This window comes from Flavonifractor hominis, assembly GCF_040095835.1.
GTDB lineage: Bacteria > Bacillota > Clostridia > Oscillospirales > Oscillospiraceae > Flavonifractor > Flavonifractor hominis.
The window spans coordinates 57,989-76,043 of the sequence record NZ_JBBMFT010000008.1 but is presented as its reverse complement, the minus strand read 5'-3'; the positions used below and the strand labels follow the sequence as shown (position 1 = coordinate 76,043).

Annotated in this window: 14 protein-coding genes; 9 read left to right on the top strand and 5 right to left on the bottom strand. The window is 56.9% G+C overall.

Translation table 11 applies throughout. From position 1 onward, the window contains the following. The 4 genes from WMO45_RS11510 to WMO45_RS11495 all read right to left on the bottom strand — a co-directional run. Positions 1 to 5,013, bottom strand: a 5,013-nt coding sequence (locus tag WMO45_RS11510) for a discoidin domain-containing protein (protein WP_349140922.1), incomplete at its 3' end; no start/stop codon positions are given. A gap of 255 nt (positions 5,014 to 5,268) precedes the next feature. Beyond that, entirely contained in the window at positions 5,269 to 5,745 is a 477-nt protein-coding gene (locus tag WMO45_RS11505) for a hypothetical protein (protein ID WP_349140921.1), read from the bottom strand. A 363-nt stretch (positions 5,746 to 6,108) separates the two neighbouring features. Beyond that, positions 6,109 to 7,320 carry an ion transporter gene (locus tag WMO45_RS11500; protein WP_349140920.1) on the bottom strand — a complete coding sequence of 404 codons (1,212 nt, stop codon included), beginning with the start codon at positions 7,318 to 7,320 and terminating at the stop codon, positions 6,109 to 6,111. 117 nt (positions 7,321 to 7,437) lie between these two features. After that, positions 7,438 to 8,235: an aspartate dehydrogenase domain-containing protein gene (locus WMO45_RS11495; RefSeq protein WP_349140919.1), complete on the bottom strand. Its 798-nt coding sequence runs from the start codon at positions 8,233 to 8,235 to the stop codon at positions 7,438 to 7,440. A 343-nt stretch (positions 8,236 to 8,578) separates the two neighbouring features. Between WMO45_RS11495 and WMO45_RS11490 the strand changes: the two genes are divergently transcribed. The 8 genes from WMO45_RS11490 to obgE all read left to right on the top strand — a co-directional run bounded on the left by WMO45_RS11490 (position 8,579) and on the right by obgE (position 14,620). Further along, entirely contained in the window at positions 8,579 to 9,106 is a 528-nt protein-coding gene (locus tag WMO45_RS11490; RefSeq protein WP_349140918.1) for a DUF1836 domain-containing protein, read from the top strand. Between the two features lie 43 nt (positions 9,107 to 9,149). Beyond that, entirely contained in the window at positions 9,150 to 10,022 is an 873-nt protein-coding gene (locus tag WMO45_RS11485) for a DegV family protein (RefSeq protein ID WP_349140916.1), read from the top strand. Continuing rightward, positions 10,022 to 10,969 carry a 50S ribosomal protein L11 methyltransferase gene (gene prmA / locus WMO45_RS11480; protein WP_349140915.1) on the top strand — a complete coding sequence of 316 codons (948 nt, stop codon included), beginning with the start codon at positions 10,022 to 10,024 and terminating at the stop codon, positions 10,967 to 10,969. Before WMO45_RS11485 ends, prmA begins: the two co-directional genes overlap by 1 nt. 93 nt (positions 10,970 to 11,062) lie before the next feature. After that, positions 11,063 to 12,184: a metallophosphoesterase gene (locus WMO45_RS11475; RefSeq protein WP_349140914.1), complete on the top strand. Its 1,122-nt coding sequence runs from the start codon at positions 11,063 to 11,065 to the stop codon at positions 12,182 to 12,184. Between the two features lie 111 nt (positions 12,185 to 12,295). After that, a complete protein-coding gene (gene rplU / locus WMO45_RS11470) occupies positions 12,296 to 12,607 on the top strand; it encodes a 50S ribosomal protein L21 (protein WP_349140913.1) in 312 nt (103 codons plus the stop codon). Between the two features lies 1 nt (position 12,608). Further along, positions 12,609 to 12,941 carry a ribosomal-processing cysteine protease Prp gene (locus WMO45_RS11465; RefSeq protein WP_349140912.1) on the top strand — a complete coding sequence of 111 codons (333 nt, stop codon included), beginning with the start codon at positions 12,609 to 12,611 and terminating at the stop codon, positions 12,939 to 12,941. A gap of 50 nt (positions 12,942 to 12,991) precedes the next feature. Beyond that, a complete protein-coding gene (gene rpmA, locus WMO45_RS11460) occupies positions 12,992 to 13,276 on the top strand; it encodes a 50S ribosomal protein L27 (protein ID WP_087241659.1) in 285 nt (94 codons plus the stop codon). Between the two features lie 63 nt (positions 13,277 to 13,339). After that, positions 13,340 to 14,620: a GTPase ObgE gene (gene obgE / locus WMO45_RS11455; RefSeq protein WP_349140911.1), complete on the top strand. Its 1,281-nt coding sequence runs from the start codon at positions 13,340 to 13,342 to the stop codon at positions 14,618 to 14,620. A 43-nt stretch (positions 14,621 to 14,663) separates the two neighbouring features. On the opposite strand, the gene WMO45_RS11450 is transcribed toward obgE, so the two are convergent. Beyond that, on the bottom strand, positions 14,664 to 15,089 hold the full coding sequence (locus WMO45_RS11450) for a hypothetical protein (RefSeq protein WP_349140910.1): 426 nt from the start codon (positions 15,087 to 15,089) through the stop codon (positions 14,664 to 14,666). A gap of 324 nt (positions 15,090 to 15,413) precedes the next feature. Between WMO45_RS11450 and WMO45_RS11445 the strand changes: the two genes are divergently transcribed. Further along, the gene (locus WMO45_RS11445) at positions 15,414 to 18,044 is read left to right on the top strand and encodes a cation-translocating P-type ATPase (protein WP_349140909.1); all 2,631 of its coding nucleotides are present in this window, start codon (positions 15,414 to 15,416) and stop codon (positions 18,042 to 18,044) included. Positions 18,045 to 18,055: the final 11 nt, after the last annotated feature.

The window sequence follows — 18,055 nt, the reverse complement described above, 5'->3', positions numbered from 1 at the left end:
CTCGCTGGTCCACTTCACAAAGTGCCAGCCCTCAGCGGCCTGGGCGGTCAGGGTCACGGTGTCCCCCTCGGCGGCCGTGGTGGGCGCGGCGGATGCGTCGCCCTCGCCCTGGGTCTTGACGGTGACGGTGTACTGCTCGGGTACCTCACCAACGGTGATGGTATACGTAAAGGTCTGACCGATGCGGTCGGTGATTACCACATTCATCCCGGATGCTACGGTTCCGGTGGTGACGGGTTCGCCGTCCGCTGTGCACAGTGCGTACAGATAATTACCCCGCAGCTCCAGATTCTGACGCAGCGTGTCTACATCGGTCCCCTCCGGTACATTCTGGATGGAACCGTCTTCCACTGTATAGACATTGGAGCCGAGGTACCAGCCGTATACATCCACTTCACGGATCGCTGCTGCCAACCACTCCAAATCGGGTGTTCTGCCATCCACGCTGATCTGGAATTGGCTGGCCCCATAATCGAAGCCGCTGTTTTCGCGGTCGGTGATGGTGATGCTTCCATTGGCCTGATTTTCACTTGCGTCGTGCCAGAGGCTGGGCACTCCGATCTGCGGGATAACTGTGTAGGTAAATTGGTAGCTACGGCCATAGGTTTCCATCCAATTGGTCACGACTTCGGTGATATGGTATTCAATTTCCTTGCCGTTTACGTACTCACCGTTGGATAGGTCAATGGTAAGGACGGCGGGGTATTCGGCGTATTCCTTGCCGTCAGTGGTGTGCATAGGCCCGTTCCAGAAGGTATCCGGATCCCCGTCCACTGCAAAGGCAGGGTCACTGTCGGCCTTACATGCGCCGGAGGCAGGTTTGTTGCGGGAGATGGGCGTATCATCCATGCCGGTGACGATGGTATAATCCACCGCGTGCTGTCCGTCCAGATCCGAGACGCGAAGCGTCATTCCGTCACGGACAAAGCCGGTATGTTCGACTGGCTGACCATCCTGCAGAAGCAGCGCGGCGCCGTTGCCCCGCAGCTTCAGGTCTTGCAGGAAACGTTCCACCGGCGTCATATCCACAACACCGGAAATGGTCTGTTCCTCATGATTCACCTGGTACGTGCCGGACATGGTCCAGCCGTAGGCCCGCAATTCCTTAACGGCGGCGGCCATATTGGTAAGGGACCCGGTACAGCCGGTGATTTCCAGCTTAAGATAGCGTACGGGTGCACCCAGATCATGGGAGACCTGCTCCTGATCGGTATTGCCGCTGCCGTCGACCAGGAGGGTAAAGTCGCTGCCATCCAGACTGCCGCTGATGCGGTACTGGTAATAGCGTTTGTTGGAACCCTGGTAAAAGTCAATTTCACAGTTGGAAAGCCAGTATTCCGCACCCAGGTCGATCACCACATAGCGGGCAGGATCAAAGCCGTTGGTTGCATTCCAGAAGGTATCGGCGTTGCCGTCATTGATGTAACTGGCGCTGCTGCCTGCTTTCAGGTCAAACACATCGGAAATGGGTTTGTTCTGAGAAACGGGAGTGGCAGTGCTGCTGTCTTCCCGGATGCGATAGCTTACACTCCCGCCATTTTCTGCGGAAATCTGCAGGCTGGCGTTTTCCCCGATGGGGGCGCTGCCTGCAACGGGCTGCCCTTGGGCGTCAATCACCTGTGCCTGAGCATAGTTCCCGGCAATGGACGACTTGCGCAGGAGCGCTTCCGCCGTTGTGGATGGGGCTACGCCCAGGATCTCCATGGCGTCGGAGTCCACGATATACTCCTCGGAATCGACCCGGAAGCCATAGGCCATAAACTCATGTACGGCCGCATTGTATCCGTTTTTGACCCCCGTCAGTTCCATACGCACGTAGCGTGCGCGGACCAAACCGTCCAAGTCGTCCGTGACCCAGGCGCTCTGGGTATTTTGCGTGCGGTCCACAACCTGTGTATAATCGGTCCCGTTGCTGCTGACCGAGATCGTATATTGGTAGGAGCGGGGCTCCGTACCGAAAAAGAGGGTGGAACATTTGTAGAGATAGGTATTTGCCCCCAGGTCGATCTCAAAGTATTGCGGATAGCTGGCGCTGGAGGCATTCCAATAGGTTTCCAAATCGCTGTCGGTCAGGTATTCGGCCTCATAGCCCGCTTTGGAGGGCGACGCAGTGGCGGAGGCGCCGGCGGAAATGGGGGTGTCGGCCAGCGTATAAACCTCTTTTGTCACGCCATCCTCCGCAGTGACCTCCACTGTGGTCTGCAAAGTGATCAGAGCCTGGGGCTGGTCACTGAGGTCGTTGCCCTCGGCATCCAGAATGCGGAGGGTGCCATTGTAGAGCACATCCAGATTTGCTCTGAACTGCTCCACGGTGGTATCCTTTGGCACCTTGGAGATCGTCCGATTGACAGAATCGATCATATATACCTGGGATGTGAGGCCAATCCGGTTGTCCTGCAGGCGGGACAGGGTAACGGTGTCGCAGTATGTGCTGGTTACACTTCCGTCCTCGCCATAGATCCGACCCACTGCGGTGATCTCATAATCGCCGATCTGATGCAGCTGTACAGCGTCCCCATCGAAATGGAAGATGCCCAGGGAAGGATCACGGATCAGATTGCCCTCTTCGGTGTTGGGCAGAGCTGGATCAGTGCGCCGGATCACACCGGCGGATACTCCGTTGACAAACAGCTCCACTTCATCCAGATTGGAGTACACGCGGACGTAGTTTTCATCGGCATAGCGCTGGTCAAAGCGCCGGGAGGAGATGTAGACCACCGGATCTTCCGACCAGTTGGCCTTATAGAAGTAGAACTGATCTTTTTTCAGGGAACGGTCAAAGCTCATCAGACCCTTGGTATTGCGGCTGACGATGCCGCCCTCGCTGACTACGCCGGGTTGGGCAAAGTCAAACATGTTCCAGATAAAGGTACCCCAAATCCAAGGACGCTCCCGGATCTGCTGCCAATGACTTTCATGAGACTTGTTGGCAAACTCCTCGCTCTGGAACTCCGAGCGGTCGGTGATCCGGTCAGGGGGAAACAGCTCGTGGCTCCAGATACTGCTTCCTGCACCATACTCACTCATGCCGATGCGCTTGTTGACGGGTACAGCCGGTGAGCCCACGCTCTCATTTTTCAGGGCAAAGTTTTTGATCCCGTCGATCCAGGGGCCAAAGCCCTCTACACTGTTGCCCGAATACCAGCCGTAGTACATATTCCAGGCGGAGATGTCGGCCTGCCAGCTGAAAGCCGTACTGGCCGAGCCGTTGGTAGCCAGTGTCACATAGCGTGTAGGATCCTCCTGGTGGGCCAGCTGATACAGTTCATCCAGTACTTGCTGGACCCAGGCGTTCTGGGTCCGCTGCTCGTTGTGAATGCCCCACATAAGGATGCCGGTAGCATTGTAATTCTGGCGGATCAACTCGGTGAGCTGCTGTTTTGCATTTTCCAAAAATCCAGTGTCCTGAGCGCCTACCGCGTCTACATTGGGGATCTCCGCCCAGGTCACAATGCCCCGTTCACTGGCCAGATCATAGGTATAGCGGTCGTGCTGATAGTGGGACAGACGCAGACAGGTAGCGCCGATCTCCGAGACAAAGGCGATATTTTCATCGATCTGCCTGTGGGTAAGGGCGTTGCCTTTGTTTTCCCAGTCCTGATGCATGGCTACGCCCGCCAGAAGATAGGGTTCCCCGTTGAGCAGAAACGCGCCGTCTTCAGCCCGCGGGTCATCGACGGGGAGAATCTCGAAAAACCGGAACCCGATACGCTCCCGTACCCGCTCCAGAATCACCCCGTCCTGTTCCAGCGTCACTTCCACCACATACTGATAAGGGTCGATGCGGCCGTTCCAGAGGTGGGGGTCTGACAGGGTATAATCCTGGGAGTAGGTGCCGTCTTCCCCGGCCTGCAGCACCAGGGTATCCGTCAGCTGTGTCACCGGTGTGCGGCCGTCCTGCTGATAGAGAACGGCGTTGACCTGTACGGTCTGGGCGGCATCCCCATAGTTGTGCACCTTGGCCTTTACGTTCAGGGTGGCTGAGGTCTTTGACACATCGCTCTGGGTCAGATAGATGCCGGAGGAGCCATAATCCAGTTTATCAAACGCCACAGGATCGGTAGAAATGATATAGGAATCCCGGTAGATGCTTCCATGGTAGGCAAATCCGCCGGACAAAGGCATGACCGAATTACCAACGCTGTTGTCCACTTTCATGACAACCACATTGGTCTGGTCCAGCGACACCACGTCGGTAATGTCATAGCGGAATCTGGCATAACCGCCCTTATGCGTACCCACATATTGACCGTTAATGTACAGATCAGATACTTTATTTGCCGCACCAAAATCAATGAAAATCTGCTTTCCGGCATAATCCTGGCTGGAAAGCGTTATTTCCTTGCGGTAATAGCCTACACCGTAATGTTTGCTCAGCTGATTTTCCACGTCGTCGATGTTCCAGGTATGGGGCAGATTCACATCGGCAAAGGAACTCAGATCAAAACTGGGATCGGAGATCTGTTCCGGAGTAAGCCCTGCGGGCAGATCGGTGGCCAGTGCAAATTTCCAGCCGCTATCTATACTGGTATCCGTACGGCGAGTCCCTTCATTGACGGCCTCCAGTACGTTGACGGAAAAGGTGACGGAAGTCTCATCATAGCCAGGGGCGGTTGCGGTTACAGTAATGGTAGTGGTACCGGGGGAGTGAGCGGTTACCTCGATTTCACGGGTGTCATCTCGCTCATTGGGGGTATCGGCCGTACAGGTCAGATCCTGATTGCCGGTGACATGAGACGGAGTATCCGTCATCTGTGCCGTGGCTACCGCCTCATTGGAGGAAGAGACGGTCAACTCCGCTCCCTGAGGGTTGATGCTGGCAATCTGATATTTTACCTGACCTGGCGTCATCAGATGAAAATCAATGAGATTGCCGATGGAGATTGTCCCGCTGGACTGTGCAGCAGCGACGCTCCCGACAGAGGGGGTATCAATGGCCATGACCGGAGTCATTGAGAACAATAGACTCGCGGCGAGGACCCACGCCAGAATGCGTGTTGCATGTGGTTTCATCTGTTTTCCTCTCCTCTCTCAAGTGTGGATACAACTCCAGAATGCTAAAAAATGTCCAAAACTGCCCCTTTCTCTATTGAGAATTCTAGAACACTACACAACAAAACACAAGAAAAATATAGAATACGATAAAAGATCGGTATACGTGCCAAGAATTACGTTTAAATTTTATTTAATACGCGCAGATAACGTTTTATTGCTAGGCTATTTGTGCCTTTTATGGGGAAACGTAAAAACTCCCGTGTAAACAGAAAATTATTGTTGTTTTAAAAAATCATCTTCCGCCTTGAAATTTACATTGTTTCCATCAATTGAAATTGTGAGCGTATAATGATAAGTTGTACCATCCTCTTTTTCCAGCTCATAGGTTACGCAGCCATCTCCGAGATATGTGAACGCAGGATTAGCCGACATCTTTGCATATGTACCACACTGTTGATAAAATCCGTCTGCATCAAAGAACGCAACATTGCTTGTTTCTTTTTCATCATCCCAGAAAAGTACAGCGCCAACGCAGTCGCTGGCATAATCAGAGATCAAAACACAGTCGATGTATTCCCAATCATTCTTTTTAACTTGTGAAAACATAGAAACAATATCTTGCTCAGACCAGCTTGTCCCCGTTGGATGGCTGACAGGTGTTGAGGTTTCGGTCACAGCACCTTTGCTTTGGCATCCGGATAACCCCAGGACGCAAGCGATTGTAAACACACCAATTAACATTCTTTTCATATGCATGCCTCCCCTAAAATTTAAATTGGTTTTACCCCTGGGCAGCCAGCGGAGCGGCTGGCCTGTTTGATCAATTCTGCACGGACAGTCTTTCATGTCGCAAGGACAAAAGACAAGGAGAGGGCCCTCTTCTCTGTGTCGCCTTCTTCCTCTTATGGCGCTCTTTCCTACTATCAGTATACTTTATTTTATTTCGGTTAAAAAGCAACTTTTTGTTGTAACATAGCCTATCCCTATAAAGCACGACCAAGGTATGCTGTGGAACCACATTTGAGGGCGTAGTCTCAGTCAAGTGAAAGCAGTCAATCCGGCAAAATCAAAAGGCGCCCCGGAAACCTAGGTTTCCGGGGCGTCTTTTTGAAGTCAGATTTCGATTTCATTTACTCCACGCATGTTGGTCTGTGTATAGAGAATGACAGAGTCGCCTTCCCGCAGAAACATTTCGCCAGTTGGAATCAGGGTCCGTTTTCCGCGCTTGATCAGTACGATAATGGTATGTCGGGAGATATCCAGCTCCCGGATCCGCAGCCCATTCCAGGGGTTGTTTTTTTGCAGGACGACCTCTTTTAGCCGAATGTGTTCCTTTTGTTCCCGGAAGGATTCCGCGCCCAGAACCAGTGAATCGCCGGCGCGCAGTACCACGTTGCCCCGGGGGATGAGCACCCGACCGTTGCGCTGGATCGCGGCAATGATCACCCGTTTGGGGAGGTTTAGCTCCTGGATACTGCGGTTGGACCAGCAGTCCTGCTCAGACAGGGTAATTTTAATAAAATGAATGGCGGCTTCCTGGCCATATTCTGCCATTCGTTTGATCCTGGAATACTGATCGACGAATCCAGCGGAAATAATACCGGTTGGAATAGCTACCATGCCCACACCCAGAAAGGTGATGAAGATACTGAAGACCTTTCCCAAGGGAGTAACCGGGTAAATATCTCCATATCCCACGGTCAGCAGGGTGGAGGCCGACCACCAGATGCCGGAAAAAGCGTTGGTAAAGACTTCGGGCTGCGCCTCATGTTCCAGGCTGTACATACAAAGACTGGAGGCGATCATGAGCATCAGGATAATAAACACGGAGGAAAAGAGCTGCTGCTTTTTGCCCATAATTACTTCCGTGATTACATTCAGTGAATCATAATAAGCGTTGATCCGAAACAGGCGGAAGATCCGCACGACCCGAAGGGCGCGGAAGGCCACCGCCCCGGCGGGGAAGAAAATGGGCAGGTAATGGGGCAGAAAAGAGAGCATGTCCACCAGACCGGTAAAAGACAGCACATACTTTCGTACAGCTCGGCCTTCACTGATATCCGGGTAAAGAAATTTGGCGGTCCACACCCGCAAAACGTAATCCACACCGAAAGTGAGCACTGTAAACTCGTCCAGCGCCACCAGCAGCTCACCGTAGACCGCCCGGATCTCTCCAAACGTATACAATATATTGACCAGCAGGTTGAGGAGAATGCAGGCTGCGTTAAAGAAATCATAGGCCCGGCTGACATAGTCATACTGTGTGCCTACTTCAATGATTTCAAAAACACGCTTTCGCCGGCGATCCCAGACGCTTGTCCCCATGTCCTGTTTCCCCCGTTTTATATCGTCGTTCCCGCTGGTTTGGTCAAATCCCGGTTTTGAGACTAATTATACTATCAATGGACTTTTTTGAACAGCAGGAAGCAGGACATTTTGCATTCAGTGCAGTTCGATGGGAGAAGCCAAGTTGCGCAGCAGAGCCACCAGACTCCAGCCGGCGATGGCGCTTTTGTCCGAGTAGATGTCTACCACCGCTTTTGCGCCTGCACCTTCGATGGTGATGCAGTGATCATCTCCCACAAAGCCGGGCACGCTGGTGATGCGCATGCTGGTGTGCTCCGGTCCGGCGGAGGCCAGGGAGGCAGCCACTGCCACGTTTACCCGGGTGGGCAGAAGGGCGATGGCTTCGGTGGCCGTGCCGTTGAAGGCGTCCAGCTCCTGTTCTTCCATCTCGGGGCGGTATACCGGTGTGCCCTGGAGGGATTTGGGCCCTTTGTGGGTGTGAAAGCGGACCGCAGGCTCCTGCCCCTGGGCGCGGGCCATCAGGGTAATGGTGGAGAGTACGTCAAAGCCGCCCACCGCGCCGGAAGCCAGGTAGACCTTGCGCCCACAGCGGGCTGCGGTCTCACGCACCTGCTCCAGAAAGGCCGGGTCGGAGAACGCACCGATGGAGATGACCGCCAAATCAGCCCCTCCCTCCAGTATGGCCAAAGCGCTGGCCCGAACTGCGGGGCCTCCTGCAGTTTCCACCACGATGTCGGGGTGCAGGTCCAGAAGCGCCGGAAGGTCGGCGCAGAAGGTGCAGCCCGTCCGCTCCGCCAGAGCCTGAGCGGGAGCCGCCGTGCGGCTGGTCACCCCAACCAGTTCATAGCCATCCAATAGGCCGGCCTGATAGGCCTCAGCTACAATACCGCCCAGATAGCCACAGCCCAGGATACCCAGTTTCTTCTTTGTCATAGTGTCTCGCTTCCTTTCCTGCCGCAGGAGTGCGGCAGTATATTTGCCAGAGCCCTTATTATAGCACACACGGCGGACAAGCTCAATCGACTCCGCTCCAGTACGAGCCAAATTGGCAACGGATGGCTTTTTAACACATGCCGTCGCAAAATAAGCGCAGTTTGTTCTATAAGGGAACGCATCTTGCGTCGAACGGAGGGGGGAGAGCATCACATAATTTTGTTATGTGACCAGAGAAGCCGTTTTTCAGCGGGTAGTGGCCTTTACTTCCGGAAAGACAATGTGCTATAATTGGCTCGAAATTCTATGATATGGTTTTGAAAACCAGAAAGGAGGGCGGGCTTTGGAGGAGATCCGTGAACTCAAAGAGCGATTGGAGCGGGAACGTCCGGTGGAGTGGGAGGCCCTTCCCGACATTGGACTGTATATGGACCAGTTGATTTCCTATATGCCCCGACAGCTGATCCACTATGGAGAAGGGGAGAGCCTTACTTCGGCCATGGTCAACAACTATATTAAGGATGGGGCCATGCCGCGGGCAGAGGGGAAGCGGTATTCCCGTACCCATCTGGCTTATCTGACCGCCCTGTGTGCCATCAAACAGGTGCTTTCCGTGAAGGATGCAGGCCTTCTGCTGGCTGCGGCGGCGGAGGGAGGACAGCCTGAAGCGCTGTATGGACAATTTCGGGAAGAGCTGGACCGGGCGCTGGATGTGACGGCGGGCAGCCTGGACAGCAGCGCCGGAGAAGAGGATCTGCCCGGACTGGCCATGGCGCTGGCTCTGCGCAGCTATGCCGATAAGCTGGCCTGCCAGCGTATTCTGGAACTGCTGCGAGAGCGGCGTCCCCACCCGGAAAAAGGTCGAAAATAACCGGGTATACCCCGGAAAATAGAGTACTGGAGGTTATATTACGGTGAATGATTATGTTTTGTTAACGGACTCCTCTGCAGACCTGACCGATGAACTGGTGCAGACACTGGGGATCGAGGTACTGCCGCTGTCCTTCCATATTCAGAACAAGACCTACTGGAACTGGCCGGATAACCGTGAGATGGACCCCGGCGATTTCTACCGTATGCTGCGGGAGGGGGAGATGGCGACCACCTCGGCGGTAAATGTGGCGGACTACACGGAGAAGATGACCCCCTACCTGCAAGCGGGGAAGGACGTACTGGTAATGGCATTTTCCTCGGGGCTGTCGGCTACCTGCCACTCTGCCCGCATTGCGGCCCAGGAACTGATGGAGCAGTTCCCTGAGCGAAAGGTCTATGTAGTCGATACACTGTGTGCCTCTCTGGGCCAGGGCCTGCTGGTGTGGTATGCTGCCCGGCTGAAAAACGAGGGCAAGAGCATCGAGGAGGTGCGGGACTGGACGGAAGAGAACAAGCTCCGCCTGTGCCACTGGTTTACGGTGGATGATCTGCACTTCCTCAAACGGGGAGGGCGTATCTCTCCGGCCACCGCCGTGCTGGGTACCATGCTGTCCATCAAGCCGGTGATGCATGTGGATGACGAGGGCCACCTGATAAAAGTAGGCACCGCCCGGGGCCGCAATGCTTCTCTGAAGGCCCTGGTGGACCATATGGAGGAGACGGCCATTGATCCGGCGGAGCAGACTGTCTTTATCAGCCACGGCGACTGTGAGGCCGATGCCAATAAGGTGGCGGAGGATGTGAAGCGCCGCTTTGGCGTGAAGAGTGTCGTCATCAACCACGTGGGTCCCGTCATTGGCGCCCACTCCGGACCGGGCACAGTCGCCCTGTTTTTCATGGGGAGCCGCCGCTGATGGAAGAGATGAAATGGTTGGAAGTAACCCTGGACACCACCGAGGCTCAGCTGGACGGCCTGTGTGCCCGGCTGACAGGCAACGGTGTGACCGGCTTTGCGGTTGAGGATGAGGAGGATTTCAAGACCTTCCTGGAGCAAAACCGGCAGTACTGGGACTATGTAGACGAGGACCTGCTGGAAAAGATGCGGGGGGTATGCCGGGTCAAGTTTTATATCACGGATGACGCCGACGGCAGGGCGCAGCTGAAGCAGTGGCTCACCGGCATTGAGCAGCCCTATACCCTTACCTCCCTGGGGGACAATGATTGGGCCCACTCCTGGCAGAAGTACTATAAGCCCATGCCTGTGGGCGAGCGGATCTACATTGTGCCCGAGTGGGAGCGGGACAAAGCGGTCCCCGAGGGCAAGACCCCGCTCTATCTCAACCCCGGCCTCACCTTCGGCACCGGGAGCCACGCCTCCACCCAGCTGTGCCTCATGGGGCTGGAGGAGTACACGGTGCCTGGGAAGCCGGTGCTGGATCTGGGCTGCGGCAGTGGAATTTTGTCCATTGCGTCCCTGGTGCTGGGCGCATCCTCCGCAGTGGCGGTGGACATCGACCCCAAGGCGGTGGACGTGGCCTATGAAAACGCCGCCCTCAACGGTATCGGAAAGGACCGTTACCGGGTATTGGCGGGCAATGTGATCACCGATGAGAGTCTGGTGCGGGAGCTGGCAAAGGAGAAGTATCCCCTGGTGCTGGCCAACATCGTGGCCGATGTGATCATCCCCCTGTCAGCCCGGGCGGGGGAATTCCTGACGGAGGACGGAGTGTTCCTCTGTTCGGGGATCATTGACACCCGTGCCGACGAGGTTCAGGCTGCCCTGGAGCAAAACGGCTTACAGGTGTTCCGGCGGCGGGAGCAGAACGGCTGGGTATCCCTGGCTGCCCGGATGGCACGATAAGCATAGGAGAAAGGAACGGATCTCCCGCCGGGAAATCCGTTCCTTTTTTCTACCCGCCGTGTTAAAATGGAGCGTGAAAGCGAGGTGGAGTCAATGCACAGACTGGCCCGGGTGGTGCGTACCCGATTCCCTGCCGGACGGCGGGTACTGGCCATCAGCGACATCCACGGCAATCTTCCCTTTCTGCAGGGCGTGCTCAGCGCCGCCCGCTATGGCCCGGAGGATATTCTGGTGCTGGTAGGGGACCTGGTGGAGAAAGGACCCGACAGTCTCTCCACCCTGCGGTATATTATGCAGCTGGCCCAATGCAGCGACGTCTACTGTCTGCGGGGCAACTGCGACGATCTGGTGTGCGATTTTGTCCGGGAGGACGGGGAGATCCAAAAGGAATTTTATGAGCGCTACCTGCGTTTGTGGGGGGAGCGGTGCCTGCTGCTGCAGATGGGGCGGGCGGCTGGCTTTATGCCCCGGGGGCCGGAAGACCTGCCGGCCCTGCGCCAGGTGGTGCGGGAGCAGTTTGCCCCGGAGCTGGAGTTTTTAGAGAGTCTGCCCGAGATCCTGATCACCCCGGACTATCTCTTTGTTCACGGGGGCGTGGCCGACGAGGACCGCTTGGAGGGCCTGCCCGCCTGGAAGTGCATGAAAAACGACGACTTTCTCTCCCAGGGGCACTCCTTCCGCCGCTGGTGCGTGGTGGGTCACTGGCCGGTGACCCTGTATGACCCATGGGTGCCCCGGGCCCGGCCGCTGCTGGTGCCAGAGCGGCACATAGCAAGCATCGACGGGGGATGCTCACTGAAGCTGGACGGACAGCTCAATGCCCTGGTGCTGCCGGAGATGCCCGGCGGGGCATTCTCCTGGTTCGCCTACGACGGCCTGCCCACCGCAGTAGCTCTGGAGCATCAGGTACCATCGGCCGACTCCATCAATGTGCGCTGGGGGCGCAATGCTCTGGAGGTGCTGGAGCGGGGGCCGGAGCTCTGCCGCTGCCGGCACCTGGAGAGCGGACGGGTGTTGGAGATCCCCACCGAATACCTTTATACCGACGGAGCGGTCACCCGGTGTGAGGATGCCACCGATTACCGCCTGGCGGTGGAGCCAGGCGACGTGCTTTCCGTGGTGCTGCGGCTGTCCGACCGGGCGCTGGTGAAAAAAGATGGGGTCACCGGCTGGTATTTTGGCCGTATGGATGAAAAAAGTTTGAAAAAACCTTGACTTTTCCAAAACTCGCTGATATACTATCAGAGCCGCTTTGAATGGGTCTGCAAGTGGAGTTTCGTGCTCCCGCCCCCGACAGCGAGCCCGTAATGAAGGAGTTGAAACTACATGCATGCGATCATCGAGACCGGCGGCAAGCAGTACAAGGTGGCGGAGGGTGATACCCTGTTCATCGAGAAGCTGCCCGTGGAGGCCGGCGAGAACGTGACCTTCGACAAGGTCCTGGCTGTCATCGACGGCGAGAAGATCACCGTTGGCACTCCCGTGGTGGAGGGCGCCAAGGTGGATGCTTCCGTGGTGAAGAACGGCAAGGGCAAGAAGATCATCGTCTTCAAGTACAAGCCCAAGAAGGGCTATCGCCGTAAGCAGGGCCATCGTCAGCCCTACACCAAGGTGACCATCGGCAAGATCTCCGTGTAAGATGACCACAGTTCGTTTTCACATGGAGGGCGAGCGCATCGTGGGCCTCACTGTGCAGGGCCACAGCGGCTACGCCGAAGCGGGGAGCGATATCGTCTGTGCTGCCGTGACCAGTGCCGTCCGTCTCACCGAGTGCGCCGTCAACGACGTGCTAGGACTGGGGGCTGCGGTAAAGATCCGGGAGCAGGACGCATCCATCTCCCTGCGTATCCCAGGTGGACTGAGCGACGCCAATGAAAGTGTGTGCCAGACCCTTCTGACCGCGCTTATGGTGCACTTTGCCAGTCTGCATGAGGAATATCCTGACCATATTATCGTGCTGGAGGAGGATTGACCTCTCCGGTGCGGCGACCATTCAACACACAAGTTTGGAGGTGTGATACCATGCTGAACATCGGTCTTCAGTTCTTCGCCCACAAGAAGGGCGTCGGCTCCACCCGTAACGGCCGTGACTCCGAGGCCAAGCGCCTGGGCGTGAAGCGCGGCGACGGTCAGTTCGTTCTGGCCGGCAACATTCTGGTTCGCCAGCGGGGCACCCATATCCATCCCGGCGTCAACGTGGGCAAGGGCAGCGATGATACCCTGTTCGCCCTCAAGAGCGGCAAGGTCAAGTTTGAGCGCCTGGGCAAGGACCGCAAGCAGGTCTCCATTGTCGAGATCGCTCAGTAATTGCGCATAAAACGCCCCGAACCCCCTGGTTCGGGGCGTTTTTCTGTATGAAGGAGGGAATTTATGGCAGCACCCTTTGTAGATACCGCACGCATTACCGTCAAGGCGGGCAGCGGCGGAAACGGCGCGGTGGCCTTCCACCGGGAGAAGTACGTGGCCGCGGGCGGCCCTGACGGGGGCGACGGCGGCCGGGGCGGCAGTGTGATTTTGCAGATCAATGAACACATGTCCACCCTGATGGATTTCCGCTACAAGCGCAAGTATGTGGCGGGCAACGGCATGGACGGCCAGGGCAAGCGCTGCTCCGGCAAGGACGGTGAGGACCTCATCATCAAAGTGCCCCGGGGCACCGTGGTGCGGGATGCGGAGACGAACGAGATTATCTGCGACATGTCCGAGACCGATTCCTTTGTGTTGGCCCGGGGGGGCAACGGCGGCTGGGGCAATAAGCACTTTGCCACCCCCACCCGGCAGGTGCCCCGCTTTGCCAAGGCCGGTCTGCCTGGCCAGGAGCGGCAGGTTATCCTGGAACTGAAGCTGCTGGCCGATGTAGGCCTGGTTGGCTTCCCCAACGTAGGCAAGTCTACCCTGCTCAGCGTGGTGAGCAAAGCCCGGCCCAAGATCGCCAATTACCACTTTACCACCCTGTTCCCCAACCTGGGCGTGGTGTATGTGGAAGAGGGCGTGTCCTTCGTACTGGCCGACATCCCGGGTATCATCGAGGGTGCGGCCGAGGGCGCAGGTCTGGGACATGATTTCCTGCGGCATATTGACCGCTGCCGGCTGCTCATCCACGTTGTGGATGTGTCGGGCAGTGAGGGCCGGGATCCGGTGGCCGATTTCGAGGCCATCCAGGAGGAACTCAAGCAGTATGGGCCTGATCTGGCCTCCCGGCCGATGATCGTGGCGGGTAATAAGGTGGATATCGCCGCCGACCGCTCCGGGCTGGAGGCTCTGAAAGCCCATGTGGAGGCCCTGGGCATGCCGTTTTATGAGATTTCCGCTGCCTCGCAGCAGGGCACTCGGGAGCTGATGTTTGCCGCCGCCCGTCAGCTGGAGCACCTGCCCCCCATCACGGTGTACGAGCCCACCTACGTGGAGCGCCCGCCGGAGGTGGATACGTCCGAGCCCCTCAGCATCGTCCATGAGGATGATACCTGGATCGTGGAGGGCCCCTGGCTGCAGCGGCTCATGGCCAACGTCAACTTCGGCGATTACGAGTCCCGCAACTGGTTTGACAAGATGCTCCGCCAGTCCGGCCTGTTCGACCGGTTGGAGGAGATGGGGATTCAGGATGGGGATATCGTCTCGCTGTACAACCTGGAATTTGAATATCAGCGCTGAACGCAATGGGGGCGCAGGCAGAATTGCCTGCGCCCCGGCGCATTTATTCGTCTTCAGATGGTTTGGCATGGGCCGCCATGTGGCGGTCGGCGGCGGAGAGATGGTCGTCGTCGGTATGTAGAAACTTTTTCACCAGGAAGATGAGCACCACCGCCGCCACACCCAGCAGAGTATCCATGGAACTGGGATGGCTCACCACCAGCTGCTTGGCAATGGCAAACAAGAGCACATCGGTGACCGCTCTGGGGGTGTGGAGAATGAGCATCTTGAGAAACTCAATGCCCACTACGATGGTCATGATGCTGGTAAAAAATCCGTCCAGGTCGAATTGCCCGCTCAACAGGCCGGAAAAGGTCTGGTTTCCCACCAGAACCAGCTGGATCACGGTGGCCACCAGAATGGCTATGCCTACAACAACTTCCAGTACCCATGCGGCCTTGAGCAGGGGAGGGATGAGCTTATGTTTCATGTATTTCTCCTTTCGACAGTTTATATTTAGTATACTGGACCGGAAGAGGAGCGTCAATGCCGATGGACGCATAAGTGGGACGAAATGTGTCTATACTGGAAAAAGCCATTGACTTGCCGGCTGGTGTGTGTTATCATAGCGGCAGTTGAAAAGGGAGTAGTTTGAAAGTCATGCCGTCAACACCACGGTCTGCATTGCGGATCTGGCGGTATGCGCCCATGTGGTAACAAGACTTTTCGACAACTGTCGTGCTATGCGGCAGTTGGCGGAGGGTCTTTTTTTGTTACCCATCCTCCGGAATTTTGGGAAAGGAAGGAACCAAATATGTCCGAGGCTTATTATCGAAAAACGCCCCAGCAGGCCCTGGAGGCGCAGCAGGCCTCCGCCGGCGGCCTGGCCGATCAGGAGGCCCGCAGCCGTCTGGAGAAGTATGGCCCCAACAAGCTCTCCGAGGGGAAAAAGAAGAGCGTACTGCAGATTTTCCTGGAGCAGTTTAAAGATCTGCTGGTGGTCATCCTCATCGTGGCGGCGCTCATCTCCGCTGTGTCGGAGAATGTGGAGAGCACCATTGTAATTTTTGCCGTACTCATTCTCAACGCCGTGCTGGGCACGGTGCAGTACCTGAAGGCGGAAAAATCCCTGGAAAGCCTGAAGGCTATGTCCTCCCCGTCGGCCAAAGTCCTGCGGGGCGGCGTACGGGTGGAAATCCCCTCTGCCGATGTGGTGCCCGGTGACATCGTACTGCTGGAGGCCGGGGATATGGTAGTGGCCGACGGCCGGGTGCTGGAAAACTTCTCCCTCAAGGTCAATGAGAGCTCCCTCACCGGTGAGAGTGAGGGCGTGGACAAGATGGCCGAGGCCATCACCGCCGAGCAGGTGGCTCTGGGCGACCAGAAGAACATGGTGTTCTCCGGCTCCCTGGTGACCTACGGTCGGGCCACTGTGCTGGTCACTGCCACCGGTATGGATACCGAGCTGGGCAAGATCGCGGCCCTCATGAACCAGACCCAGCAGCGCAAGACCCCCCTGCAGCAGAGCCTGGACAGTTTTTCGGCCAAGCTGGCCATTGTCATCATGGCTATCTGCGCTGTGGTATTTGCTCTTTCCATCTTCCGTACGGGTATGGGGGTATTGGATTCCCTGATGTTTGCCGTGGCTCTGGCGGTGGCCGCTATCCCCGAGGCCCTCAGCTCCATCGTTACCATTGTACTGGCTATGGGCACCCAGAAAATGGCCCGGCAGAACGCCATCATCAAGGACCTGAAGGCGGTGGAGAGCCTGGGGAGCGTCTCGGTCATCTGCTCGGATAAGACAGGTACCCTGACACAGAACAAGATGACCCCTCAGAAACTGTACGCCGACGGCTCGCTACTGGAGGGGGAAGAGCTGGACCTGGTCAACGATGTACAGCGCCTGCTGCTCAAAGCTGCCCTGCTGGCCAGTGACGCCACTACCAACGAGGAAACCGGTACCGCCATCGGTGACCCCACCGAGGTAGCCCTGGTGATGCTGGGCGACCGGCTGGGTATCGATGAGGAAGCCTATCGTGCTCAGCACCCTCGGCTGGGGGAGCTGGCCTTTGACTCCGACCGCAAGCTGATGAGCACGTTGCACGACATCGATGGAGTGCCTACCCTCTTCACCAAGGGCGCAATTGATGTACTGCTGGACCGGTCCAAGTGGCTGCTTACCCGTGAGGGAAAGGTGGAGATGACCCCTCAGCGGAAAGAGGAGATCGCACGCACCAATATGGAGCTTTCCATGGAAGGTTTGCGGGTACTGGCCTTTGCCTACAAGGAGCTGGACACTGTGCGGCCTCTCACCCTGGAGGATGAGAGTGAATTTACCTTTATTGGCCTTATTTCCATGATCGACCCGCCCCGGCCCGAGGCGATCCAGGCGGTGGCCGATGCCAAGCGGGGCGGTATCCGCACCATTATGATTACCGGCGATCACAAGGTGACCGCCACTGCCATTGCCCGGCAGCTGGGGATTTTCCAGGATGGGGACGAGGCGGTGTCCGGAGTGGAGCTGGACGAGATGACCGATGCCGACCTGGATGAGCGCCTGGCCAAGATCTCGGTGTATGCCCGGGTATCCCCCGAGCACAAGATCCGCATTGTCAATGCCTGGCAGCGCCGGGGCAACATTGTATCCATGACGGGCGACGGCGTCAACGATGCACCCGCCCTCAAAAAAGCGGATATCGGTGTGGCCATGGGCATCACGGGCACCGAAGTGAGCAAAGACGCCGCCTCTATGATCCTGGCCGACGACAATTTCGCCACCATCGTTAAGGCGGTGGTCAATGGCCGCAGCGTGTATGAAAATATCCGAAATGCCATCCAGTTCCTGCTTTCGGGCAACACGGCGGGGATCCTCTGTGTGCTGTATGCTTCCCTGATGGCTCTGCCTGTTCCGTTCCAGCCGGTGCATCTGCTGTTCATCAATCTGCTGACCGATTCCATGCCCGCCATTGCCATCGGAATGGAACCTGCCCGCCGGGGGCTGCTGGACCGTAAGCCGCGGGACCCCAAGGCACCGATTCTGGACCGGCCGCTCCTCTCCCGTATCGGAGGACAGGGACTGCTCATTGCCGTGGCTACTATGGTTGCGTTCTATCTGGGGTATCAGGGCGGGGATGCCATGCTGGCCTCTACCATGGCCTTTGCCACGCTGACCCTGGCCCGGCTCTTCCACGGTTTCAATTGCCGGGGCGCTGAGTCCATCTTCCACCTGAAGTTTTCCAGCAACAAGTATTCTGTGCTGGCTTTCTTCGCCGGGGTGGTGCTGCTGTTGGCGGTACTCTTTGTTCCCGGCCTCAAAGGGCTGTTCCTGGTTTCGCCCGCTTTTAGCCTGAGCCGCTTGGGTCAGGTGGTGCTGCTGGCTGTTTTGCCTACCCTGATCATCCAGCTGGTTAAGCTGGTGGCCGGTGGAAAACACACCAAAGAATAAAAAATATGCCC

Coding starts and splice junctions, on each gene's coding strand:
- WMO45_RS11505 (WP_349140921.1), bottom strand. CDS start 5,745: ATGAAAAGAATGTTAATTGGTGTGTTTACAATCGCTTGCGTCCTGGGG.
- WMO45_RS11500 (WP_349140920.1), bottom strand. CDS start 7,320: ATGGGGACAAGCGTCTGGGATCGCCGGCGAAAGCGTGTTTTTGAAATC.
- WMO45_RS11495 (WP_349140919.1), bottom strand. CDS start 8,235: ATGACAAAGAAGAAACTGGGTATCCTGGGCTGTGGCTATCTGGGCGGT.
- prmA (WP_349140915.1), top strand. CDS start 10,022: ATGGAAGAGATGAAATGGTTGGAAGTAACCCTGGACACCACCGAGGCT.
- WMO45_RS11475 (WP_349140914.1), top strand. CDS start 11,063: ATGCACAGACTGGCCCGGGTGGTGCGTACCCGATTCCCTGCCGGACGG.
- rplU (WP_349140913.1), top strand. CDS start 12,296: ATGCATGCGATCATCGAGACCGGCGGCAAGCAGTACAAGGTGGCGGAG.
- WMO45_RS11465 (WP_349140912.1), top strand. CDS start 12,609: ATGACCACAGTTCGTTTTCACATGGAGGGCGAGCGCATCGTGGGCCTC.
- rpmA (WP_087241659.1), top strand. CDS start 12,992: ATGCTGAACATCGGTCTTCAGTTCTTCGCCCACAAGAAGGGCGTCGGC.
- obgE (WP_349140911.1), top strand. CDS start 13,340: ATGGCAGCACCCTTTGTAGATACCGCACGCATTACCGTCAAGGCGGGC.
- WMO45_RS11450 (WP_349140910.1), bottom strand. CDS start 15,089: ATGAAACATAAGCTCATCCCTCCCCTGCTCAAGGCCGCATGGGTACTG.
- WMO45_RS11445 (WP_349140909.1), top strand. CDS start 15,414: ATGTCCGAGGCTTATTATCGAAAAACGCCCCAGCAGGCCCTGGAGGCG.